Here is a 22552-nt window from a genome sequence, read left to right as displayed (position 1 = left end):
GAGGGCCGCGCGCAGGCGGTCGGCCGCCGCGGCGTCGTCGCCGCGTTCCGCCTCGGCGGCGCCCAGCGCCGCGAGCGCCTCCGCTTCGGACTGTCTGAACCCGCCCGCCTGCGCGGCGTCGACCGCGGACCGAAGCGCCGTCGCCGCGGCGTCCCCGTCCCCGCGCGCGAGCGCCAACCGCCCCCGGACGCGGTCCAACTCCCCCAGCCGCTTGTCCCCCGCGTGGTCGTCGAGCAGCGACGCGGTCCGCTCTACTCGCCGTTCGGCCGCGGTCAGATCGCCGCGGTCGATCGCCACCTCCGCCTGGATCGCCGTCACCATCGCGCACCGGGCGTCGGCGTCGAGCGCGTCGAAGCGTTCCGCCGCGCTCGCGAGGAACCGGTCCGCGCGCTCGAGGTCGCCCGCGAACTGCGCCGCGCTGCCGAGGTGGCTCAGGGCGAACGCCTCGTACATCTCCGACCCCACGCGCTCGGCGACCGTCCGCGCCTCGGACGCGCGGGCGACCGCCTCCGCGACGGCGCCCCGCTGCTCGGCGAACGCCGCGAGGTTCAGCAGCGAGATAGCCTCCCTGTGCTCGTCCCCGACGGTCCGGTAGCCGTCGAGCGCGCGGCTCGCCGTCCGCGTGGCGGCGTCGAGGTCGCCGCGCCGGCGCAGCGCGACCGCGAGGTTTGTCCGGACGTTCGCCTCCCCGTGGGTGTCGTCGTGCGCCCGGAACAGGTCGCCGGCGACGCGGTAGTGGGCGAGCACCGCGTCCGTCGCGTCGAGCGCGTCGAGCGCGTTCCCGATATCCATCAGCGCCTTCGCCATCGCGATCGGGTCGTCGAGCGCCGCGGCGATGGCGAACGCCCGCGAGGCCGCCTCGTAGGCGACCTCGTAGTCGCCGTCGAAGTGGGCCGCCTGCGCCCGCCCCCGGACCGCCGCCGCGAGGCCGCCGCGGTCGCCAGCCGCCGCGAACAGCTCCTCGGCCCGTTCGTAGCGCTCGCGGGCAGCGTCGTACTCCCCGCGTCGTCGCGCGACGTCACCGTACCCCCGCTGTCGCTCGGCCGCGCCGGCCTCGTCGACCGGGCGCCACGCGTCGAGCGCCGCCGTCGCGCCGTCGAGGTCGCCGGCGTCGACGTACATCCGCGCGACCCACTCGGGCGGCCGGTCGCGGAGGTCGGCCGGGCACGCGTCCGGGAGGTCGATCCAGGCGTAGCGGACCCGGCCGTACAGCCCCGCGAGCCGCGGGTAGCGCCGGCCGACGCCGTACACCGCGCGGACCGTCTCGGCCGCCCACGCGCTCGGGTCGCGCTCGATCCGATCAACCGTCGGGGCGTCCCCGCCGACGGCCCGGCGGACACGGGCGCGCCGCACGGGGTCGTCCGCGAGCGCGAGCACCTGCGAGACGCCCCGGCCGACGTACTTGGCGACGACCGGCTCCGGCTCCCGCTCCAGGAGCCGCTCTAGGAACGACACCGACCACTCTTCGTGGACGGTCCGGTACTCGCCGTCGCCCGACCCGACGAGCGCCGTCCCGACGAGCCGGTCGAGCGCGCGGCGGACCGCGTCGACGCTCGGCGAAGTCCCGTCGTCCGCGCCCGCCGCGCCGCCCTCCTCCGGGTTGTCGACGAGCGCGTACGCTAACGTCCGGGCGTCGCCCACCCCGGCGACGTTGAGGAGGTTCACCAACACCGCGACGCCCACGGTCGGCGGCGGGCGGTTCCGGAGCTCCCGGACTGCCTCCTCGACCGCCGTCTCCAGCCCGGACCGGGGGCCCGCGTCGCCGGCCCGCGTCGCGTCCGCCGCGTCCCGGTCCGTCTCCGGTCCGTCGTCGGGGGCCTCGACCGCCTCGTCGACGCGGCCGGGCCGACCCTCGGTCGCGCGCACGAGCCGGTGAACGAGCGCGAGGAGCTCGCCGACGCGCTCGTCGTCGGCGCGGCGCACGTCGGCGAGCAGCGCCGCGGGGTCGGCCGCGGGCGTCGTCCCGGTGCGGTCGGCGACGTGGCGGACGAACCGCTCCACCTCGCGCTCGTCGAGCCGCGGCATCCGGACGGTCTCGATCGACCGCCGGTAGCGGAGGTCCGCGGGCGAGAGCGGGAGCCCGTCCGGGTCGTCGTACGGCTCCTCGCGCGCGTCGAACAGGAACGAGACGTCGTCGCGGTCGGCCAGATCGCGGGCGACCGCGACCGCCTCCGCGGCCCCCGGGTCGACGACGTCCTCGACGACCACGAGGTGGTGGCCCTCCCCCTCGACGACCCGCTCTCGCAGGCGCTCCGTCGCGGCGAAGGCGTCGCCGCCGTCGCTCCGTCGGTACGTTACCGGGCCGCGTCCCGACCGGAACCACTCGACCGCGACGCTCCGGCAGACGGTGCTCTTCCCGCTGCCCGGCGGTCCGACCAGCGCGTGGTCGGTCCCCGCCGCGAGCCCCTCGACGAGCAGTCCGGCGATCGAGCGCCGCTCGCCGTCCCGCACCGCGGTCCTGTCGAGGACGTGTCCCGCGTCGACCTCGGGGAACGACGCCGTGGCGCGCAGCGGACCGTACGGGTCCGGGTCGCCCGCGAGGCGCTCCTCGTCGACCGCGTGGAACCCCTGCGCCGAGAGCGCGCCGTCCCCCTCGTCGCCCGACCCGATCCGTCCGAAGAGCCCCCCGGCGTCGCTCCGTCCCCTCGGCTCCGGGCCGCCGTCCCGACTCGCCCGGTCGGTCGCGTCCGGGGTACCGTCGCCGGTCGCTTCGCCCGAACCGTCGCTCTCGGATCGCTCACCGCCCGCCTCCCCGGTTTCGGTGCCGCCGATCGCGGCGAGCGCCTCGCCGGCCTCGCGCCCGCGATCCACCAGATCGTCGACCGCGGCCTCCGCCCACGCGACCGCCTCCGGGTCGGTCGAGGCCGCCGCGCCGTGGAGCGTGCCGTCGCCGTCGAAGGTGAGCAGGAGCGCGGTGTCGTCGGCCGCGACCACCCCCGCGTCGACGGCATCGACCGCGGCGATCCGGCAGTCGTCCCGCCGCGCGACGGCACCGAGGTCGTCGGCGAAGCGCTCGCTCGCGTGTCGGTACGCCCGCTCCGCCAGCGCGAGGTCGACGCTCCCGCCGGCGGCGGCCACGCGCCGGAGCCGGTCCGCCACCCGCGGGTACGGGAACCCCGGCAGCGCGGCCGAGACCGCCTCCGCGTCGGCGAGCGCGTCGTCGAGCACCTCCAGCGGTCGGTACGGATCCGGGGCGGCGGCCCGGTACGTCGCCGCGCCGCGGAGGATCGCCGGCGAGACGTCGACGTCCGCGCCGAGGGGGTCGAGCACGTCGCCCGCGGCCGCGAGGTCGTCGGCGACCGTCAGGAACTCGCGGTAGCTGTTCGCGAGCAGCCGCCCGGAGAGCGTCGTCCGGTAGCCGTCCGTCTCGCCGGCGACCAGCCCGGCCGCCTCCAGTTCGTCTATCGCGCGGTTCACCGTCGACCGGGAGTGCCCGAGCGCGTCGACGAGCTCGTGCTTGCGGAGCGGCTCCGCCGCGAGCCGTTCGAGGAAGTCGAGGCGACGTTCGACGACGCCCACGAGTTCCGACGGCTCGCTCATACGTCCGTCCGCACCGCAGCCACCGACATAATTGTTTCTTCGATGACGACTCGCCGCGCGGGGTGACACAGTGTTCCACGGGGTGAGAATAAGCCGGATGCCGCCGCAGTGGGCCCCATGGACGGGGACCCCACCGGCGAGAGCGACGAGCCGAGTTCCGCGGACGGGCTCGGCGGGGCGGCGACGGACGAGCGCGGCGAACCGAGCGCGACCGGTTCCGGGGGCGCGACGCCGGCGGAGGCGGGGCGCGGGGCGGGCACCGCTGACCCCCCGTGTCGCGCGTCGCGCGCGGTCTCGGCGGCGCGGACGGCGGCGGACGAGCTAGCGACGTGGAGCCCCGAGGACGCGGCGTCCCTCGTGCGCTCGGTCGGCGAGCGGCTGGCCGACAGGGAGACGGTCAGCCGCCTCGCGCGGTCGGCGGCCAACGAGACGGGGCGCGGCCACCCGGGGACGAAGGCGGAGAAGGTCGCGACGGCGCTCGACGCCGCCCGCCGCTCGCTCCACGACGCGCCCACCGCCGGCGTGGTTGAGCGCGACGGCGCGGCCGGCACGGTGACGGTCGCCGGGCCGATCGGTGTCGTCGGCGCGGCGGTCCCCGCGACGCACCCGGTCGTGGTCCCCGCGGTCCTCTCGCTGTACGGGCTCGCGGCCCGGAACGCGGTCGTCTTCGCGCCGTCGCCCGCGACCGTCGAGACGTGCGACGTGGTCGTCGAGACCGTCCGCCGCGTGCTCGCCGACGCCGGCGCGCCCGCCGGCGCGGTGTCGATGCTGCCGGCGCCGGCCTCGAAGCCCGCGGCGGACGCGCTGTTCGAGCGGGCCGACTTCGTGGTCGCCGCCGGCTCCGAGGCGACGGTCGCCGCGGGACAGCGCTGCGGGACGCCCAACGTCGCCACGAGCGCCGACGGCGTCGTCGCCGTCGCCGACGGCTCGGTCCCCGCCGCGGCCGTGGCGACGCGGGTCGCCGTCGGGGCGACCTACGACTTCGGCGCGCACCCCGCGGGCGACGCCGCGGTGGTCACGGTGTCGCCCGCGGTCGACCCGCTGTGCGCCGCGCTCGAAGACGAAGGAGGGTACGTCCTCGACGCGGACGAGAGCGACCGCCTCCGTGCGCTCCTCGACGGCGACGACGAGACTGACCTGCGCGGGAACTCGCCGCGGTGGTTCGCGTCGGCGCTCGACCTCCCGAACGCGGCCCGCGACGCCGCCTTCCTCGTCGCCGCTCCCGACGCCGCCGCCGACCCGCTCGCGACGCTCCCCGGGATCCCCGCGGTGGCGGTTCACGGCCGCGGCGGGTTCGACGCCGCGACCGCGCTCGCGGCCGACCTCGGCTCGCCTCACGCCGCGGCGGTCCACACCACCCAACAGCGTCGCGCGCGCCGGGTCGCGGAGCGGCTCTCCCCGGGGCGCCTCGTCGTCAACCAGCCCGGCGTCGCGGCGGCCGGCGGACGGACGAACGGGTTCGAGGCGGCCCCGGTACTTGGCGGCGGCACGGCGGAGGGGAGCCAGCTGTGCGGGGGGCTCACGCCGGACCGCTTCGCGCGGACCGCGACCGTCGCGGCGACGAGCACCGCGGACCGGGCGCCGCACCGCAACGGCGCGGGCGACACGCTCCGCGGTCCCTGAGCGCGACGCTGTTCCGCTCCGGGTCGGTCCTCAGAGCTCGATCCGGTCCACGATCGAGCCGTTGCCGTCCGTCCCGTCGCTGTGGGTGTTGATCGCGACGGTCCGGATCCGGTCTTCGAGGAGCGACCCGTCGATCTTCGCCTTCAGCAGCGAGTCCACTTGGTAGACGCCCGCGGCGTTGTTCATCCGGATCACGACCTGGACCGGGGTCTCGTCGCCCTCCCGCAGCGAGACGCGCTCGATCGCCTGCGAGGAGACGGTGTTGATCCCGCGGCCGCCCTCCTCGTAGGGGACCCGCGAGCGCCCGCGCTCCATGTCGAGCCCGTCGGCGATCCGGACGACGCCCGCCTCCAGCGTCAGCGGCTGTTCCTCGGTGTGGTGACAGAGGATCGCGTGGAGCACCTCCGCCTTCACGCGGACCCGATCGGCGACGCCGTAGAAGGAGGGGAGGAGGTCGTCCAACAGATCCGCCGCGAGCGGGATCGAGTAGTACGGGTGGTCGTGGCGGTGGACGACGTGGCCGATGTCGTGGAGCGTCGCCGCCAGCGCGACGATCACCGGTTCGTCGGCCTCGTCGAGCCCCTGCTGGCGCGCGCCGTTGAACTCGACGCCGCCGGACTTGAGCAGGTCGTACAGCCGGAGGGCGCGGTCGCGGACGATCTCGACGTGCTTGGCCCCGTGGTCGTTGTACCCCTTCCTGGCGACCGGGTTGACGTTCTGCGCCTCCAGGTAGGTCGTGACCTCCTCGTCCGACGTGAGCCGCGCGAGGACCTCGTTGAGCCGCTCGTCGGGGAACGCGTGCGCGGCGTCCGGGTCGTACTCGTGGCGGTCCGCGCCGGTGTCGTCGGCGATCTCGTCGCGCCCGGCGGGCGCGCCGCTCGCTGTCGGATCGGGGGCGTCGTCGGAAGAGTCGCTCATGCGTCGCACAGAGTCGCCCGGCCGGGATAAATGTGCGAGGCGCACGGGTCGGCGGGCGCACGGTCGCCTGTCCGCGCCGGCGTCCCCGACGGCCCGGCCGCTTATGCCGCCGCCCGCTGTGGGCACGGGCATGACGCTCGACGCCGACCGCGTCTCGACGGTCACGTTCGACTCGTACAGCACCCTCGTGGACGTGGAGGCCGCCGAGGCCGCGCTCGCGGACCGCGTCGCCGACCCCGAGCCGGTGTCTCGGCTGTGGCGGTCGCGGTCGCTGGCGTACACGTTCGTCGCGAACGCGGTCGACGCCTACCAGCCGTTCTACGAGATGAACCGCGACGCCCTGACGTACGCGCTCGCCGCGCACGGCGTCGACCTCCCGGAGGCCGAGCGCGACGAGATCCTCGCGGTGTACCACGAGCTGGAGGTGTTCGACGACGTGCGCGACGCGATCGGTCGGCTCCGCGAGGCGGGGTACGACTGCTACGTCCTCTCGAACGGCGACCCCGAGATGCTCGCGTCGATGGTCGACCACGCCGACATCGCGGACCTGGTCGTCGACACCGTCAGCGCGGACGAGGTGGAGACGTTCAAGCCCGCGGCCGAGCTCTACCGCCACGGCGCGGCCCGGACCGGGACGCCCATCGACGAGGTGGTCCACGCCACCGCCGGCTGGTTCGACGTGCTGGGCGCGCGCCACGCCGGGATGCAGGCCGCGTGGGTCGACCGGAAGGGGACGCCGTGGGAGCCGTTCGGCGGCGACCCGGACGCGACCGTCGAGACGCTCCACGGGCTCGCCGACCTGCTCGGAGCCTGACCGGAACCCGGTTGCGGGGAACACGCGGAAACGCCCCGGCGGCCGCCCCGTGGCAGTTTCGGCCCGAGACACAACGCATAAGCGCGTAACCGTCACATGTGCCGGTGTGACCCGACCCGCGTTCGCCTGCGGTCAGCCGTCCGCGCCAGCGACGCGGCTCTTCTCGAAAAAACGCGCGTGAGCCGTCCGCCGGCGGGAGTGGCGACCCCGTCCCGGACGACCCCCGACTCGCGGCGCGCCGGGCGCGCGGGCGCCTCGCCTCGCGACCGGACCCCGCGACCGTCTCGTCTCACGACCGACACCGCATCCCACCCACCCACACCGAACCCATGACGGACACGACGACAACCACGCCGTACGCGACGACCGACGCGACCGACCGAGAACCGACCGACGCGCCCTTCGAGGGCGTCTACCCGGCGATGACGACCCCGTTCACCGAGGACGACGCGGTCGATCACGACCAGCTCGCCGAGAACGCCCGCTACCTCGAACGCGCGGGCGTCGACGGCGTCGTCCCCGTCGGCTCGACTGGCGAGTCGGCGACGATGAGCCACGACGAACACGTCGCGGTGATCGAGACGGTCCGCGACGCGCTAGACGACATCCCCGTGATCGCGGGGACCGGCTCGAACAACACCGCGGAGGCGCTCTCGCTGTCGCGGCGCGCGGCCGACGCGGGCGCCGACGGGCTCCTCCTCATCTCGCCGTACTACAACAAGCCCGAGCCGCAGGGGTTCCTCGACCACTACCGGACCGTCGCCGACGCGGTCGACCTCCCGCAGATCGTCTACAACGTGCCGAGCCGCACCGGCGAGTCGATCCCGGCGGACGTGACGGTCGAACTCGCCGAGCATCCGAACATCCGCGGGTACAAGGCGGCGTCCGGCGACCTCAACCTGATCAGCGAGGTCGTCGAGCGGACCCGCGACGAGGAGTTCGCGGTCCTGTCGGGCGACGACGGGCTCACGCTCCCCGTCCTCTCGATCGGCGGGACGGGCACGATCAGCGTGGTCGCCAACGTCGAGCCCGAGCGCACCTGCGCGATGGTCGGCGCGGCGCTCTCGGGCGACTACGGCCGGGCGCGGGCGCTCCACCACGAGCTCTCGCCGCTCGTCCGCGAGCTGTTCGCCGAGACGAACCCCATCCCGGTGAAGGAGGCGATGCACGTCCGCGGGCGGGGCGGCCCCCGCGTCCGCTCGCCGCTCTCGCGGCTCTCCGCGGACCGCCGCGAGTCGCTCCGCGAGCTGCTGACCGCGTACGACGAGCACGCGCCGGGCGCGCTCGACCCGACGGTCGCCGACCCCGCGGCGACGGGGGACGCGGAATGAGCGGCCCGGGAGACTCGACCGCCACCGACCTCCGAATCGCCGTCACCGGCGCGGGCGGTCGCATGGGCCGCAAGGTGATCGAGGCCGCCGCCGACCGCGACGGCGTCGCGGTCGCGGTCGCCGTCAACCGGACCGCGACCGACCCGGTGGCGGGCGTCGCGGTCGAGGACGCCGACCGCCTCGCCGACCTGCTCGCGAGCGGGGAGGCGGACGTCTTGGTCGACTTCACCGGCCCTGACTCGGCGGTCTCGTACGCCGAGGCCTGCGCCGACGCCGGCGTCCCCCTCGTCACCGGAACGACCGGGTTCGCGGACGCTCAGGTCGACGCCCTCCGCGCCGCGAGCGACGCGGTCCCCGTGCTCAAGGCGTCGAACTTCGCGCGCGGCGTGGCCGCGCTCCGCCGGGCGGTCCGCGAGGCGGCCGCGGCGCTGCCGGGCTACGACGTCGAGCTGACGGAGACGCACCACAACGGCAAGCGCGACGCCCCCTCCGGCACCGCGAAGTCGATCCTCGACGACGTGGAGCGCGTGCGCGACGACCTCGACGAACGCGTCCACGGCCGTGAGGGCGATGCCTCGCGAGAGTCCGGAGAGATCGGGGTCCACGCCCGGCGTGCGGGCGACGTGACCGGCGAGCACGAGGTCCTGCTGGCCGGCAACCGCGAGACCCTGGCGCTCACGCACCGTGCCGGCGACCGCGGGGTGTTCGCCGAGGGGGCGCTCGACGCGGCCGCGTGGCTCGCCGACCGCGACCCGGGCTGGTACGGGTTCGACGACGTGCTGGACGCCGGAGGAGCCGATGAATAACTCCGGAACATCCGAGTATCGACGGGTAAATACCGCCACTCATCCATACACCAGCCAATGAGCCTCGAATCCGACGTCGCCGACCTCTGGAACCGCTATCGAGACGGGCTGACGGGCGCGGACGCGACGGCCGACGACGCCGACGTCATCGACGCCTTCCTCGCCGCCCTGGAGGCCGGCGAGGTCCGCGCCGCGGAGAAGACCGGCGACGACGTCACCTCGTGGGAGGCCAACGAGTGGGTCAAGCGGGGTATCCTGCTCAACTTCGGCCTGCGCGAGACGGAGCCGCGCGAGTACGGCGGCGTCACCTACCACGACGTGCTCCCGCTGCGCGACACCGATGACCTCGCGGCGCGCGGCACCCGCAACACGCCGGACGGGACCGTTATCCGGCGCGGCGCGTACCTCGGCAGCGACTGTATCATGATGAGCCCCTCGTTCGTCAACATGGGCGCGTACGTCGGCGACGGGACGCTCGTCGACTCCTGTGACACCGTCGGCTCCTGCGCGCAGCTGGGCTCGGACGTCAAGCTCGGCGCGAACACGCTGATCGGCGGCGTGCTCGAACCCGTCGAGGACGCGCCCGTGATCATCGAAGACGGCGTCTCGCTGGGCGCGGGCTGTCGGGTCACCTCGGGCTTCCGCGTCGGCGAGAACTCGGTCGTCGGCGAGAACACGCTGCTCACGCCGCGGATCCCCGTCTACGACCTCGTCGAGGAGGAAGTGATCTACGGCCACCTCCCGGCCGAGCGCCGCGCGTTCACCCGGATGGTGGAGTCGTCCGTCGGCGACCACGACCTCTTCGAGGGCGGCGCGTACAAGCCCGCGGTGGTGGCGACGCACGTCGAGGAGGAGACGCTGGAGGCGACCCGGCGGGAGGACGCGCTCCGCGAATGAGCGACCCCGACGCGGCCGCGGCGGCGACGGACGGGGAGACCGGCGACGACCCCTCGGTCCGTCGCGTGAGCGACTGGGACGCCGCCACCCTCCGCGAACTGGCCGACGTCCACGAGACGCCCCTGTACGTCCAGGACCTCGACCGGGTCCGCGAGAACTGCGGGCGCCTGCGCGCGGCGTTCCCCGACGCCGACGTGCGGTACGCGGTCAAGGCGCACACGGGTCAAGCCGTCTTGGAGGCCGTCCGCGACGCCGGCCTCGACGCGGAGTGCGCCTCGGCGGGCGAGGTCGACCGCGCGCTCGCGGCGGGCTTCGACGGCGCGCGGCTCCACTACACCGCGGTCAACCCGCCCGCCCGCGACCTCGACTACGTCGCCGGCGTCGCCGAGACCGACCCCGCCCTCACCGTCACGGTCGGCGCGGTCGACACCCTCGACCGGCTGGCCGAGCGGGGCTACGACGGCCGGGTCTGCGTCCGCGTGAACCCCGGCGTCGGCGCGGGCCACCACGAGAAGGTCACCACCGGCGGGGCCGCGAAGTTCGGGATCCCCTACGACCGCGCCGCGGAAGCGGCGCGGGACGCGGCCGAGCGCTTCGACGTGGTCGGGGTCCACGCCCACGCGGGCTCCGGCATCGACCCGGACCAGCTCGACAGCCACCGCGAACTGGTCGCGCGGATGGGCGAGTTGGCGCGCGAGCTGACCGACCCGGACGACGCGGGCGTCGCCCCCCTCGACCTCGAGTACGTCGACGTCGGCGGCGGGTTCGGCGTCCCCTACCGGGAGGACGCCCCGGCGCTCGACCTGCCAGCCGTCGCCGACGCCACCCGGGACGCGGTCGCGCCGCTCCCCGAGGGCGTCGAGCTCGCGGTCGAGCCCGGCCGCTACGTCGTCGCGGACGCGGGCGTCCTCCTGACGCGGGTGAACACCGTGAAGCCGACGCCGGACGAGGCGGTCGTCGGCGTCGACGCCGGGATGACGGACCTCCTGCGCCCGGCGATGTACGACGCGTACCACCCGATCCGGAACCTCGGCGGCGCCGAGGGGGAGCCGGCGGTCGACGAGCGGGAGGCAACCCCTGTCACGGTCGCCGGACCTATCTGTGAGACCGGAGATACCCTCGCTAAGGATCGCGCGATCGCCGCGCCGGCCCGCGGGGACCGCCTCGCGGTCGGCGTCGCGGGCGCGTACGGATACGAGATGGCGAGCCAATACAACTCACGACCGCGGCCCGCGGAGGTCGCGCTCGACGACGGATCTGTGACCACGACCCGACGCCGAGAGACGCTCGGGGATCTCCTGACGGTCGAACGCGAGGCGGGGCGACCGGGAGGCGATCGATGAACACGCACGCCGTCCCGGTGGAGAAGTACCACGGCACGGGCAACGACTTCCTCGTCGTCGACGCGGCCGCCGAGAGCGTCGGGGACCGCGCGGCGTTCGCGCGGGCGCACTGCGACCGCGAGACGGGCGTCGACGGCCGCGACTTCGACGCCGACGAGCGCGGCGCGCGCTCGGACCGACGCGGCGCCGACGGCGTCCTCTTCCTCAGCGTCGCGGAGCGGTTCGACCCGACCCGCGTCGTGATGACGCTGGTCCAGCCGGACGGCTCCACCGCGACGATGTGCGGCAACGGCGCGCGGGTCGTCGCGCGGTGGGCCCACGACCGGACCGGCGACCGCGAGTTCATGATCGACACGCAGGCCGGCACCCGCCGCGCCACCGTGACCGCGGACGCGACCGCGGCCACCATCGAGATGGGCGTGCCGACGTTCGACCCCCGCCGCGTCCCGGTCGCCCGGGAGGGCCACGACGCGGACGACCCCCTGGTCGACGAACCGGTCGAGGGACTGTCCGTCACCGCCGTCAACACCGGCGTCCCGCACGCGGTCGCGTTCGTCGACGGCGGCCGCGACGACCCCGACGGGATCGACGCCGTCGACCTCGACGCGGTCGCGCCCCCGGTCCGGCACGCCGACGTCTTCCCGGAGGGCGCGAACGTGAACCTCGCGGCGGTCGTCGACGACGGGAGCGGCGACGGGCCCGCGGTCGTCGACCAGCGCACCTTCGAGCGCGGCGTCGAGGGCGAGACGCGCTCCTGCGGCACCGGCGCGGTCGCGGTCGTCGCGGCCGCCCGCCGGCTCGGGCTGATCGACGGCGAGGCCGCGGTGAGTCGGCCCCCGGGCGGCGAACTGGAGATCGCCGTCCCCGACGCGGGCCACGCCACCCTGACCGGGCCCGTCGCCCACGAGTTCTCGGGGACGCTCCCCGCCGATCCGCGATGAGCGACGGGAGCGACGCCGGCTCGGCCCGGGAGTCGGCGTTCGACCCGGTCTCGTTCCTCGAGGACGCGGTCGCGATTCCCTCTCACGAGTCGGTCGACGAGATGCGCGAGTTCGTCGTCGGGACGCTCGAACGGCGCGGGGCCGACCCCGCGGTCGTCGCGGACGGCTGCGTCCTCGCGGAGACGCGCTCCCCGGCCCCCGAGGCGGGCCCGCACCTTGTGTTGAACACGCACCTCGACACGGTGACGCCGCACGTCCCCTTCGAGCGGGGCGAGGCGACCGCCGACGAGCGCGGCGGAGCCGAGTCGGACGCCGCGGCCGGCGAGGACGTGATCCGCGGTCGCGGGTCGTGCGACGCGAAGGGGCCGCTGGCGGCGCTCCTCGCCGGCTTCCTCGCCGCCGATCCGGACCGCGGCCGGATCACGCTCGCGCTCACGCCCGACGAGGAGGCGCTGTCGCTCGGCGCGGCGGCGCTGACCGGGCGGCTCCCGGGGACCGACGACCGGCTCGACGGCGACCTGTTCCTCGTCGGCGAGCCGACCGGGCTCGACGCCTGTACCGCCGCGAAGGGGCGGTTCCAGGCGACAGTGGCGCTCTCCGGGACCGCCGCCCACGCCGCGGAGTTCGCGGGGGCGAACGCTGTCGCGGCGGCGGCGGACGCGCTCGCCGCGATCCGGACGTTCGACGCGGACGCGACCGATCACCCGCAGCTCGGATCCCCGAAGCTCACGCCGACCGTGATCGAGGGCGGCGCGGCGACGAACCAGGTGCCGGCCGACTGCGAGATAACGGTCGACCGCCGGAGCGTGCCGCCGGAGGGCGCCGCGGAGTTCCGGGAGTCGCTCGCGGACGCGGTGCGGGCGTCGCTCGCCCCCGACCGCGACGTCGACGCCGCGGTCGCGCTGACCGACCGGGAGTCGCCGTTCTTGGAGGCGTTCGCGACGGACCCGGACCACGAACTCGTCCGGACCGTCGCCGACGCGGCGCGGGAGGCGAGCGACGCGGTCTGCCTCCCGGGGGAGCGAGGCGGCGAAGTACACCCCTTCGGCGCGGCGACCGAGGCGTCGTACTTCGCGCCGGCGCCGACAGTCGTGTTCGGCCCCGGCGACCTCGCCGACGACGCCGGCGCGGTCGCACACGCCGAGCGCGAGTACGTCCGGGTTCGCGAGGTCGAGGCGGCCGCGGCGACCGTCGAGCGTGTGGTGGCGGCGCTGCTCGGGTAGTTCTCTGGGTACGGTGCCGCCGACGGTCCTCCGGCCGCGCCGCCGTCGGTGGCTCCTCTGGCGCGGTACGCTCGGCGACCCCTACAGCAGGTACTTCTCTTCGTCCTCAGCGAGGTCGACGAAGTCGTCGGCGGCCTCGATCAGCTCGTCGGCGGCGGAGTTGCCGAACCCCATCGCCTCCACGCGGACGCCCTCGTGCCGGAGGTGCGAGCAGAGGCGCGCGAAGTCGCCGTCGCCGGTACAGAGGACGACCGTGTCGACGTGGCTCGCCAGCGAGACCGCGTCGAGGCTCATTCCGAGGTCCCAGTCGGCCTTCTTCGAGCCGTCGGCGAACGTCTTGATCTCCTTGATCTTCGTCTCGAAGCCGATGTCGCGGAGCGCCTCGAAGAAGCTCTCCTCCTCGGGCGAGTCGGCGCGGATCACGTACGCGATGGCGCGGACGAGCGACCGGTCCGCGACGGCCCCCTCGAGGAGCCCGGAGTAGTCGATGTTCCGCGAGTAGACGCTCTGCGCCGAGTGGTAGAGGTTCTGCGAGTCCGCCAGCACCGCGACGCGCTGGTCCGGGTGAATGTCGGTCATACCCCCCACTTCAGCGCCCGCCGTTAGGGGCTTTGGGATCCGCGCGACGGGTCCGCGGGACCGCGGTGACCACCATGGTTTATACCGGACGCTGGAGACCGTGGTCCATGGACGAGAAGCGGTTCGTCGTCGCCCTCTTCGGCCTCGCAGTCGCGGTCGTCGCCGGCTACGTGGCCTATCGGTTCGTCGCCCCGCTCACGGTCGCCGTCTTCCTCTACTACTCGACGCGGCGGTTCTACCACCGGCTCGAACGCTTCCGGCTGCCGACGCGCGTCCGCGCGGTAGTGTCGCTGTCCGTCATCGGGCTCCCGCTCATCGGGCTCGTCAGCTACACGTTGGTGCTGCTCGTCTTGGAGGCGCGGCGGTTCATCGAGGCGTACCCGGTCGCCGACACCATCGGCGCGGAGAACTCGGTGATCGGCGACCTGGCGGCGCTGTCGAACCCGACGACGGACGAGCTGCTCGCGGCGTACCGCTCCGGCCAGTTCGACCCCCTCATCGAGCTGGTCTCCGAACAGGCGTCGCTGCTGGCGAGCACCCTCTCGGGGCTCGCGCTCAACCTCCTCATCACCGTCGTCGTCACCTACTACCTGCTGATCGACGGCTCGCGGTTCCACGAGTGGCTCCTCCGGTTCGACGACGACGCGGTCGTCCGCGAGTACCTCGAGACCGCGGACGACGAACTGGAGGCGGTGCTGTACGGGAACCTGCTCAACGTGATCGCCATCTCGATCATCGCGGTGGTCACCTACCTCGGCTACAACGCGGTCGTCCCCGCCGCGGTCGAGATCCCGTATCCGACGCTCGCCGGCGCGCTCACCGGCGTCGCGAGCCTGATCCCGGTGATCGGGATGAAGATCGTCTACGTCCCGATCGCGGCCGCGATGTCGATCCCGATCGCGCTCGACGGCGACGTCTCGCTGCTCGCGTACGTCGCCGGCTTCCTCGCCGTCGCGGCCGTGGTCGTCGACACTATTCCCGACATCGTCCTCCGGCCGTACTTCAGCGGCGACACGACCCACGTCGGCCTGCTCATGCTCGCGTACATCTTCGGCCCGGTGGTCTTCGGCTTCCACGGGCTGTTCCTCGCGCCCATCATCCTCGTGTTGGCGCTGACGTTCGCGAACACCGCGCTGCTGCGCCTGCTCGGCGTGGAACCCGAGCCGGCCCCGGAGATCCCCGACCGACAGCGCCGCATCGACGAGTTCTGAGGCGGTCCGCGGTCGGCGCGCCGCGTCTTCTGCCCGGGTCCGCGACGCCGCCCGCCCGGCGCTCGTTCGCGGCGAGCCGAAGTCATATATCCCCGCTCGCCGACCGGGCCACGTATGCGACTACACGTCATCGGGCTCGGCGGGGCCGGCGGCCGGATCGCCGACCGGCTCGCCGCCGCGCACGACGCCGACCCGTTCCTCGCGGGCGTCAACGCCTTCGACACCGACATGGACGCGCTCGGGGCGCTGGACGCGCTCGGCGAGGAGCGGCGGTACCGGTTCGGCGACGCCGCGGGCGGGGACGGGCTCGAGGGCGACCTCCACGCGGGACGCCGCCTCGGCGACGCCCACGCCAGCGAGCTCGGCAGGGCGATGGACGACCAGCAGCCCTCCCTCGCGGAGGCGTTCCTGATCGTCGTCGGCCTCGGCGGCGCGGCCGGCGCGGGCGCGGCCCCCGCGCTCGCCGAGGAGCTCTCGCGGCTCTACGACGCCCCGGTCTACGCCTTCGGGTTCCTCCCCGTCCCGGCCGAGACGGAAGCGCCGGACGACGACGGCCCGACCGGCGGGCCCCGGGAGCGCGAGTCGCCGCCGACCCCCCACCGCCCGCTCGCCGAGCGGAACGCCGCGCGGACCCTCGGCGCGCTCTCGGACCGCTGTGCGGCGGTCTTCCCGTTCGACAACGCGGCGTGGCTCCGCCCGGGCGAGACGCTCGCCGGGGCCCGCGACCGGCTCGACGAGGCCGCGGTCGAGCGGATCGCGGCGCTGTTCGGCGCCGGCGAGACGCCGGACGGGACCGAGACGCCCCAGCAGGTGCTCGACGCGAGCGACGTCGCCCGCGCGGTGGGGAGCGACGGCGAGATCGCGGCGATCGGCCACGCGACGCAGGCGGTGGAGCCGCCCGACTCCGGGTCGCGGTTCGGGCTCGGGCTGTTCGGCTCCGACGAGCCGGCCGAGGTGGACACGAGCGCCGCGGTGTCGGCCATCGAGACGGTCATCCGCAAGGCGACCCGCGGGAAGAGCACCGTCGAAGTCCCGGACGGGCGCGCCGACCGGACGCTGCTCGTCGTCGGGGGGCCGCCCGCGTGGCTCAACCGGGAGGCGATCGCCGACGGGCGGCGCTGGCTGGCCGAGGAGACGGAGTCGGACGCGATCCTGAGCGGCGACGCGCCGGTCCGCGACGGCGACGCCGTCTCCGCGGTCGTGATCCGGTCGGGGATCGACGAGCCGGAGCGGGTCCGCGAGCTGCGCGAGACGATCGCCTGACGCCGGTCGATCGGGCGCTGCCCGCGACTCGGGGGTACCCGAACCGATTAACCGCGTGGCGCGCCGAACGATCCCGTGACGACGCAGGCAGACCTCGGGATCGACGTCGACGTGCGGGACGCCGCGGCCGTCGCGGAGCACCGCGACGAGCTCGTCGCCGCCGTCCGCGACCACGCGGGACAGATCGCCTACCAGCTCGCGCGGCTCCAGGGCGGCGACTACGGACGGGAGACCCTCTCGACGCCGGGCGGCGAGTGGACGGTGAAACACGAGGCGGGCGAGCTGGAGTTCCTGCTGTTCTCGCCGAAGTCGGGATCGGACACGTACGTGATCTCCACGAAGCAGCCGCCGGAGCCGGGCGCGCTGGCGACCGCGCTCGACGACTACGCGGCGTTCGTGACGGCGTGGAACGACCACGTCGACTCCCTCTCCGGCGTCCTCGACGGCGTGAGCGCCGAGTTCCCCGAGCCGGCGACGACAGACGGCGTGGTGGCCGAGCGCGACCGCGTCCTCGGCGCGATCCGCGACGTCTGCTCGGTGATCGCGGGGGAAATATACCGCTACGAGAGCGACGACTACGGGACGTTCACGACGCGCGTCGAGGGCGACCGCTGGGAGCTGAAGTACGACGAGGGGGCCGTCTCGTACCTCCGGGTCGGCGGCTCGGGCGGGCTCTACCTCCTCTCGCAGTACGAGGCCCCCTCCGCGGCCGACGTCCGGGCGTACGCCGACCGGTTCCGCGGGTTCGTCGACGCGTACAACGAGTTCGTCGACGAGTTGGAGGCGGACCTCGAACGCGTCTCCCTCTGAGCCGGGGGTCGCGTCTCTCGTCCGCTCGTCCCGTACCCGGCGGACTCACCGGTCCGTCCCGTCCGCGGCGCGCAGGAGGTCCCCGAGGCGGACCGGATACCGACGCGAGACCACCGCCGCGTACACCGCGGCCGAGACCGCGACGCTCACGCCCACCGACGCCCCGAACCCGGCGAGCGAGAGCGACCCGAGGACGGGCGCGCCGAGCGTCCAGCCGACGCCGACGACGCCCGCCGCGGCCGCGAGCGCACCGGTGGCCGCCCGGGCGACGGCCCGCGAATCGACTTCGATGGCGAGGAACCGCTGTCGCTCGGCCGCGGCGACCGCCTCGACGGTCGACTCCTCACGGTCGAACTCGATCGCGCCCGCCTCGGCCATCACCGGACAGTGGTGCTGGTACAGCGACGCGTACACGCTCTTCCGCTCCCCGCTCGCGACGGCCGCCGGCTCGACGCCCCGCTCCCGCGCCGCGACCCGCCGAGAGGCGTCCGCGAGGTCGACGGGGCCGTCGCGGCGGTGGAGCAGCGCCCACAGGAGCCGCCGCCGACGGTTCCCGAGTAGCTCGAGTAGCGTCGCCCGGTCGACGGCCCGGTCGCCGCCGTCGCCGCGACAGCGGGGTCGCCCGCCGTCTCCCCGGTCGCTTTCCGTGCCTGTTGGTAACATATCACTCTCTACGGCGACCCCCGTCGTATGTATTGGCCGATATGATCGCGAACATGAGGGATTGTCGCGGCCGCGTGGCGGCGCTCCGTTCCGAAGACGGGGGCCGCGTCCGCCGCGCCGCCGGGGTTCGACGGTCGCGCTCGGAAACCCCCCGACGGCGTCCCGTCGCGCGCCGCCGAAACGACTCGTTACCGCGGCCGCCGCGCCGGTAATCCGTCGTGGCAATCGGTTAATAACTACTTATATCGGGCCGTTTGGTGTCGCCCGTCCCTCCCCCCGCGACGTTCGGACGCCTCCGACGGGCCGATCCGTTCGAACCGGCGTGGGACGTTTCCCCATGTCACGAACACGCTCGCCGCCGACGACGGTCGTCATCGCCTCGCTACTGGTCGTCTCCGCGGTCGCCGGCGCGCCGGCGGCCGTCGCACAGGACGGGCCCCCGCCGACGCCCGCGGCCTACTTCGGGGACATCACTATCGACGGGGAGCCCGCCCCGGAGGGCGTCGAGGTCACCGCGTACGTCGACGGCGAACGGCGCGGGAGCCTCACCACCACGCAGCCGGGCGCGTACGGCGGGTCCTCGGCGTTCGACCAGAAGCTCGTCGTCGAGGGGACGAGCGACGACGCGGGCGCGACCGTCGAGTTCCGCGTCAACGGCGAGGTCGCCGCGACCGACGAGGCGATCGAGTGGGAGCCGGGCGAGGTCCGCCGCGTCGACCTCGCGGTCGGCGACGGTTCGGACGGTTCGGACGGCTCCGACGGTTCAGGCGGCAGCGGGGGCTCGGATGGTTCCGACGGCTCCGACGGCAGCAGCGGCTCGGACGGCGGCGACGGTTCCGACGGCTCCGGTGGCTCCGGCGCCACCAGCGGGGGCGCGGTCGCCCCGCCGCCGACCGGCGACACCGTCGAGACGACGACGGCGTCCGTCGAGATGGCGAACGGCACGGCGACCCTCTCCGCCGGGAGCGTCGCGGCCGACGAGGTCGTCGAGGCCGAACTCCCCGCGGAGGCCGCGGCGTCGAACGCGACGCTCGTCGGGCTCTCCGTCTCCCCGTCGTCGGAGATCCTCTCGTTCGGGACCGACGTGACGCCGATGGCGCCCTCCGCGATGCCCGACGACGTGCGCGACCACGAGGACGCGGAGGTGGTGTCGGTCTTCGAGATCGCCCCGACGACGTTCGACTCCGGCGACGTGGAGACCGCGGAGATCCGCTTCGAGACGGAGATGTCGGCGTTCTCGGACGCCGAGTCGCCCGAGGACGTCTCGCTGTACCGCTACGTCGACGACCGGTGGCGCGAACTGCCGACGACGTACGAGGGCGACGGGACGTACGTCGCCGAGACGCCCGGCCTCTCGTACTTCGCCGTCGGCGGCCCGCAGTCCGACGTGTCGGTCGCGGAGGCGTCGCTCGGCGCCGCGGAGGTCGCCCCCGACGCCGAGACCGAGGTCGCCGTCCGCCTGCGCAACGAGGGCGACGCCGAGGGGTCGACGAACGTCGGCCTGCGGATCGACGGCGAACTCGTCGCCGACAGGACGGTGACGATCCCCGCCGACGCGACGCGGCGCGTCACGTTCACGCCGCGGTTCCCCGAGGTCGGCGAGTACGACGTCGTCGTCGGTTCGACCGAGGTCGGGACCGTCTCGGTCGTCGAATCGGCGTCAGACGACGCCGACTCCGGTGACGGCGACGGGAGCGGCGCGGCCGGCGAGGATGCGGCGACCGAGTCGACCGGCGGCGGCTCCGGCGAACTACCGCTCGAAGGCTTCGGGATCGGCCTCACGCAGGTCGTCGGGCTGGTGAGCCTGCTGCTCGTCGTGGCCGGCGGGTTCCTCCTGCTGCGCCGGGAGTAGCCCCGCGACGAGCGGCCGTCTCCGACCGATCGATCCGTATTCGCGCATATCTGTCTCGACCTTTGGCAATACTTATCCACTTCTGTCGGGTACCGGCTCCCGTATGTCGATCACTCTTCCGGGACCGACGCTCGGCGTCGTCGGCGGCGGCCAACTGGGTCGGATGCTGGGCGAGGCGGCCGCGCCGCTCGGCGTCGACCTGGTCGTGTTGGACCCGACCCCCGACTGCCCGGCCGCGCCCGTCGCGACCGACCAGATCGTCGCCGACTTCGACGACGCGGACGCGATCGACGAACTGGCGGCCCGCGCCGACGCCCTGACGTTCGAGATCGAGCTCGCGGACCCGGACCGCATGGCGGCCGCGGCCGCGGCGCACGACGTGGCGGTCCACCCCGACCCGGCCACGCTGGAGACGATCCAGGACAAACTTGTCCAGAAGGAGGCGCTCGCGGACGCCGGGATCCCCGTCCCCGAGTTCGTCGCGGTCGCGACCGCAGAGGGGCTCGAACGGGTCGTCGAGGAGTTCGGCGGCGTCATGCTGAAGGCCCGCGAGGGCGGCTACGACGGCCGGGGGAACGTCCCGGTCGAGTCGCCGGACGAGGCCGCCGCCGCGCTCGACGAGATCGGCGGGGCCGCGATGGCCGAGGAGTTCCTCGACTTCGAGCGGGAGGTCGCCGTGATGGGGCTGAAGGGCGCGGACGGCGAGACGCGGACCTACCCCGTCACGGAGACGGTCCACCGCGAGGAGATCCTCCGCGAGAGCGTCAGTCCCGCCCGGGCCGACGACGCGGTCGTCGCCGAGGCCGAGTCGGTCGCCCGCGACGTGCTCGACGTGCTCGACGGCCGCGGCGTCTACGGGATCGAGCTGTTCGAGACCCGCGATGGCGACGTGTCGGTCAACGAGATCGCGCCGCGCCCGCACAACTCCGGCCACTGGACGATCGAGGGCGCGCGCACCTCGCAGTTCGAGAACCACGTCCGCGCCGTCCTCGGCTGGCCGCTCGGCCCGACCGACCTCGTCGCGCCAGCAGTCACGGCGAACGTGCTCGGCGACGTGGACGAGACCGGACCCGCCACGCTCCGGAACGTCGAGTCCGTCCTCTCGGCGCCCGACGCCGACCTCCACTGGTACGGCAAAGACGACGTGTACCCCCTCCGCAAGATGGGACACGTGACGGTGACGGCCCCGGACGCCGACGCGGCGGACGACGGCGCGGACGGCGACGCGCTGCTCTCGCGGGCGCGAGCCCTCCGCGACGGGCTGACGTTCCGCGACGCGTAGCCGGGTCGGGACCCCTCCGTCGCGAGCGGCGTTCGGACTCCCCGCCTTCCACCTCGCCTCGCCCCGGCGTCGCCGCATCCGGGAGTTCCTTGTAGCCCTCCGCCGAACGCCCGACCATGACGACGGTGGACGACCTGATCGAGCGGCTCGAATCGGAGGCGGCGGCGGACGCCGACCCGGCGACCACCCCCGACGTTGGGATCATCATGGGGTCCGACTCGGACCTCCCGACGATGGAGGGGGCGTACGAGGCGCTTGACGACCTCGGCTTCGCGGAACAGACCGACTTCGCCGACCCGCCGGACGCGCGGTTCACCTACGAGAGCTACGTCGTCTCCGCGCACCGGACGCCGGAGCTGATGTACGCGTACGGGGAGACGGCGACGGCCCGCGGGTTAGACGTGATCGTCGCGGGCGCGGGCGGGAAGTCCGCCGACCTCCCCAACATGACCGCCTCGATCGCGTACCCGGTCCCCGTGATCGGCGTGCCGGTCCAGGAGAAGTCCGTCGACTCCGTGATCGGCATGCCGACCGGGGCCCCGATCGTCGCGGTCGACGCCGGCAAGTCGTACAACGCGGCGCTGTCGGCGGCGCAGGTCCTCGGGCGCGAACACGAGGTCGTCGCCGAGCGCCTGATCGACCTCCACGACGAGCAGAAGGCCGGCGTCGCGGACGTCTCCGTCGACCTCCACGACCTCGGTATCGACGGGTTCCGCGACCGGTAGCGGGCCGCGGTTCGAGGGCTCCGCCCCGCCCCCGTTCCGGGCCTCTCGACGAGTCGGACGGCGGACGCTCCGTCGCTTGGCGGGCGCTTCGACCGCGAACGGCCGGTACCGGCCCGCACGCCCGCGGACGCACAAGACTCAACGCTTATGAGGGGGCGGTCCAAACCCCAGCACGTTACGGAGACCTATATGAGCGATTGGATAGCGATTGGCGCCTTGGCGGTCGTCGGCCTGCTCATCCCGATAGCGATGATGACAGTGTCGGCGCTGCTCCGTCCGAGCGTGCCTGAGACCGGTAAAAGTACCACCTACGAGTCCGGCGAGACCCCGACGGGCGGGACGCGGATCCGGTTCAACATCCAGTACTACATGGTCGCGCTGTTGTTCGTCGTGTTCGACATCGAGACCGTGTTGCTGTTCCCGTGGGCGGTCATCTACCGTCCGGCCATCCAGGCCGGCGTTCCGATGGCCGACCTGCTGTGGCCGATGTTGGCCTTCGTCGGAATCCTCGCGGTCGGACTCGTCTGGGCGTGGCGGTCGGGGGCGATCAGCTGGGCCCGCAGTCCCCGCGCGACCAGCAGAAAAACCACGGAGGACATCAACTAATGAGCAGCGATCAACCGTTTATCACCGACGAATCGCAGGTCGTAACCGAGACCAGAGACGCCCGGATGACCGGGCAGGGGGACCGGTTCAACTCCCGGCTCCGAGAGGCGTTCGGCTCCTCGCCG

General features: G+C 74.1%; 19 protein-coding genes and 1 pseudogene. 16 read left to right on the top strand and 4 right to left on the bottom strand.

Going from position 1 to position 22552, the window contains the following annotated elements; genetic code table 11:
• The coding region (locus Q0116_RS07875; protein WP_297886778.1) for a MarR family transcriptional regulator at positions 1–3540 on the bottom strand (3540 nt) is incomplete at its 3' end.
• Positions 3541–3657: 117 nt separating this feature from the next.
• Here Q0116_RS07875 and Q0116_RS07870 point away from each other — a divergent pair.
• Entirely contained in the window at positions 3658–5163 is a 1506-nt protein-coding gene (locus Q0116_RS07870; RefSeq protein ID WP_297886777.1) for an aldehyde dehydrogenase family protein, read from the top strand.
• 30 nt (positions 5164–5193) lie between these two features.
• Here the strand turns inward: Q0116_RS07870 and Q0116_RS07865 are convergent, their stop codons facing one another.
• Positions 5194–6081, bottom strand: coding sequence for an HD domain-containing protein (locus Q0116_RS07865; RefSeq protein ID WP_297886776.1), 888 nt, complete (start codon positions 6079–6081; stop codon positions 5194–5196).
• Between the two features lie 130 nt (positions 6082–6211).
• Between Q0116_RS07865 and Q0116_RS07860 the strand changes: the two genes are divergently transcribed.
• From Q0116_RS07860 to Q0116_RS07830, 7 genes are all read left to right on the top strand, one after another.
• Positions 6212–6895: a haloacid dehalogenase type II gene (locus tag Q0116_RS07860; protein WP_297886775.1), complete on the top strand. Its 684-nt coding sequence runs from the start codon at positions 6212–6214 to the stop codon at positions 6893–6895.
• Between the two features lie 329 nt (positions 6896–7224).
• Positions 7225–8226: a 4-hydroxy-tetrahydrodipicolinate synthase gene (gene dapA / locus Q0116_RS07855; protein WP_297886774.1), complete on the top strand. Its 1002-nt coding sequence runs from the start codon at positions 7225–7227 to the stop codon at positions 8224–8226.
• Entirely contained in the window at positions 8223–9032 is an 810-nt protein-coding gene (gene dapB / locus Q0116_RS07850) for a 4-hydroxy-tetrahydrodipicolinate reductase (protein WP_297886773.1), read from the top strand. The genes dapA and dapB overlap by 4 nt, the downstream gene beginning before the upstream one ends.
• Positions 9033–9089: 57 nt before the next feature.
• Complete coding sequence (locus tag Q0116_RS07845) at positions 9090–9929, top strand: 2,3,4,5-tetrahydropyridine-2,6-dicarboxylate N-succinyltransferase (RefSeq protein ID WP_297886772.1); 840 nt, start codon at positions 9090–9092, stop codon at positions 9927–9929.
• A complete protein-coding gene (gene lysA / locus Q0116_RS07840; protein WP_297886771.1) occupies positions 9926–11272 on the top strand; it encodes a diaminopimelate decarboxylase in 1347 nt (448 codons plus the stop codon). Before Q0116_RS07845 ends, lysA begins: the two co-directional genes overlap by 4 nt.
• The gene (gene dapF / locus Q0116_RS07835; protein WP_297886770.1) at positions 11269–12213 is read left to right on the top strand and encodes a diaminopimelate epimerase; all 945 of its coding nucleotides are present in this window, start codon (positions 11269–11271) and stop codon (positions 12211–12213) included. Before lysA ends, dapF begins: the two co-directional genes overlap by 4 nt.
• Entirely contained in the window at positions 12210–13436 is a 1227-nt protein-coding gene (locus tag Q0116_RS07830) for a M20/M25/M40 family metallo-hydrolase (RefSeq protein WP_297886769.1), read from the top strand. Before dapF ends, Q0116_RS07830 begins: the two co-directional genes overlap by 4 nt.
• 81 nt (positions 13437–13517) lie before the next feature.
• Here the strand turns inward: Q0116_RS07830 and Q0116_RS07825 are convergent, their stop codons facing one another.
• Positions 13518–14015: an NYN domain-containing protein gene (locus Q0116_RS07825; RefSeq protein WP_297886768.1), complete on the bottom strand. Its 498-nt coding sequence runs from the start codon at positions 14013–14015 to the stop codon at positions 13518–13520.
• Between the two features lie 107 nt (positions 14016–14122).
• On the opposite strand from Q0116_RS07825, the gene Q0116_RS07820 reads away from it, so the two are divergent.
• The 3 genes from Q0116_RS07820 to Q0116_RS07810 all read left to right on the top strand — a co-directional run bounded on the left by Q0116_RS07820 (position 14123) and on the right by Q0116_RS07810 (position 17299).
• Complete coding sequence (locus tag Q0116_RS07820; RefSeq protein ID WP_297886767.1) at positions 14123–15226, top strand: AI-2E family transporter; 1104 nt, start codon at positions 14123–14125, stop codon at positions 15224–15226.
• 114 nt (positions 15227–15340) lie between these two features.
• A complete protein-coding gene (locus Q0116_RS07815) occupies positions 15341–16489 on the top strand; it encodes a cell division protein FtsZ (RefSeq protein WP_297886766.1) in 1149 nt (382 codons plus the stop codon).
• A gap of 75 nt (positions 16490–16564) precedes the next feature.
• Complete coding sequence (locus Q0116_RS07810; protein ID WP_297886765.1) at positions 16565–17299, top strand: hypothetical protein; 735 nt, start codon at positions 16565–16567, stop codon at positions 17297–17299.
• Between the two features lie 45 nt (positions 17300–17344).
• On the opposite strand, the gene Q0116_RS07805 is transcribed toward Q0116_RS07810, so the two are convergent.
• Positions 17345–17962: a hypothetical protein gene (locus Q0116_RS07805; protein WP_297886764.1), complete on the bottom strand. Its 618-nt coding sequence runs from the start codon at positions 17960–17962 to the stop codon at positions 17345–17347.
• 337 nt (positions 17963–18299) lie between these two features.
• Between Q0116_RS07805 and Q0116_RS07800 the strand changes: the two genes are divergently transcribed.
• The 5 genes and pseudogenes from Q0116_RS07800 to Q0116_RS07780 form a co-directional block, all read left to right on the top strand.
• The gene (locus Q0116_RS07800) at positions 18300–19814 is read left to right on the top strand and encodes a PGF-pre-PGF domain-containing protein (RefSeq protein WP_297886763.1); all 1515 of its coding nucleotides are present in this window, start codon (positions 18300–18302) and stop codon (positions 19812–19814) included.
• A 103-nt stretch (positions 19815–19917) separates the two neighbouring features.
• Positions 19918–21096 carry a 5-(carboxyamino)imidazole ribonucleotide synthase gene (locus Q0116_RS07795; RefSeq protein WP_297886762.1) on the top strand — a complete coding sequence of 393 codons (1179 nt, stop codon included), beginning with the start codon at positions 19918–19920 and terminating at the stop codon, positions 21094–21096.
• A gap of 116 nt (positions 21097–21212) precedes the next feature.
• A complete protein-coding gene (gene purE, locus Q0116_RS07790) occupies positions 21213–21821 on the top strand; it encodes a 5-(carboxyamino)imidazole ribonucleotide mutase (RefSeq protein ID WP_297886761.1) in 609 nt (202 codons plus the stop codon).
• 189 nt (positions 21822–22010) lie between these two features.
• Entirely contained in the window at positions 22011–22427 is a 417-nt protein-coding gene (locus Q0116_RS07785; protein ID WP_297886760.1) for an NADH-quinone oxidoreductase subunit A, read from the top strand.
• Positions 22427–22552, top strand: a pseudogene (locus tag Q0116_RS07780) (NADH-quinone oxidoreductase subunit B); the annotation flags it as partial. The gene Q0116_RS07785 and the pseudogene Q0116_RS07780, both read left to right, overlap by 1 nt.

This window comes from uncultured Halorubrum sp., from assembly GCF_937146585.1.
Lineage (GTDB): Archaea > Halobacteriota > Halobacteria > Halobacteriales > Haloferacaceae > Halorubrum > Halorubrum miltondacostae.
Note: the sequence above shows the minus strand (reverse complement) of the source record. Positions and strands in the feature narration are given on the sequence as shown.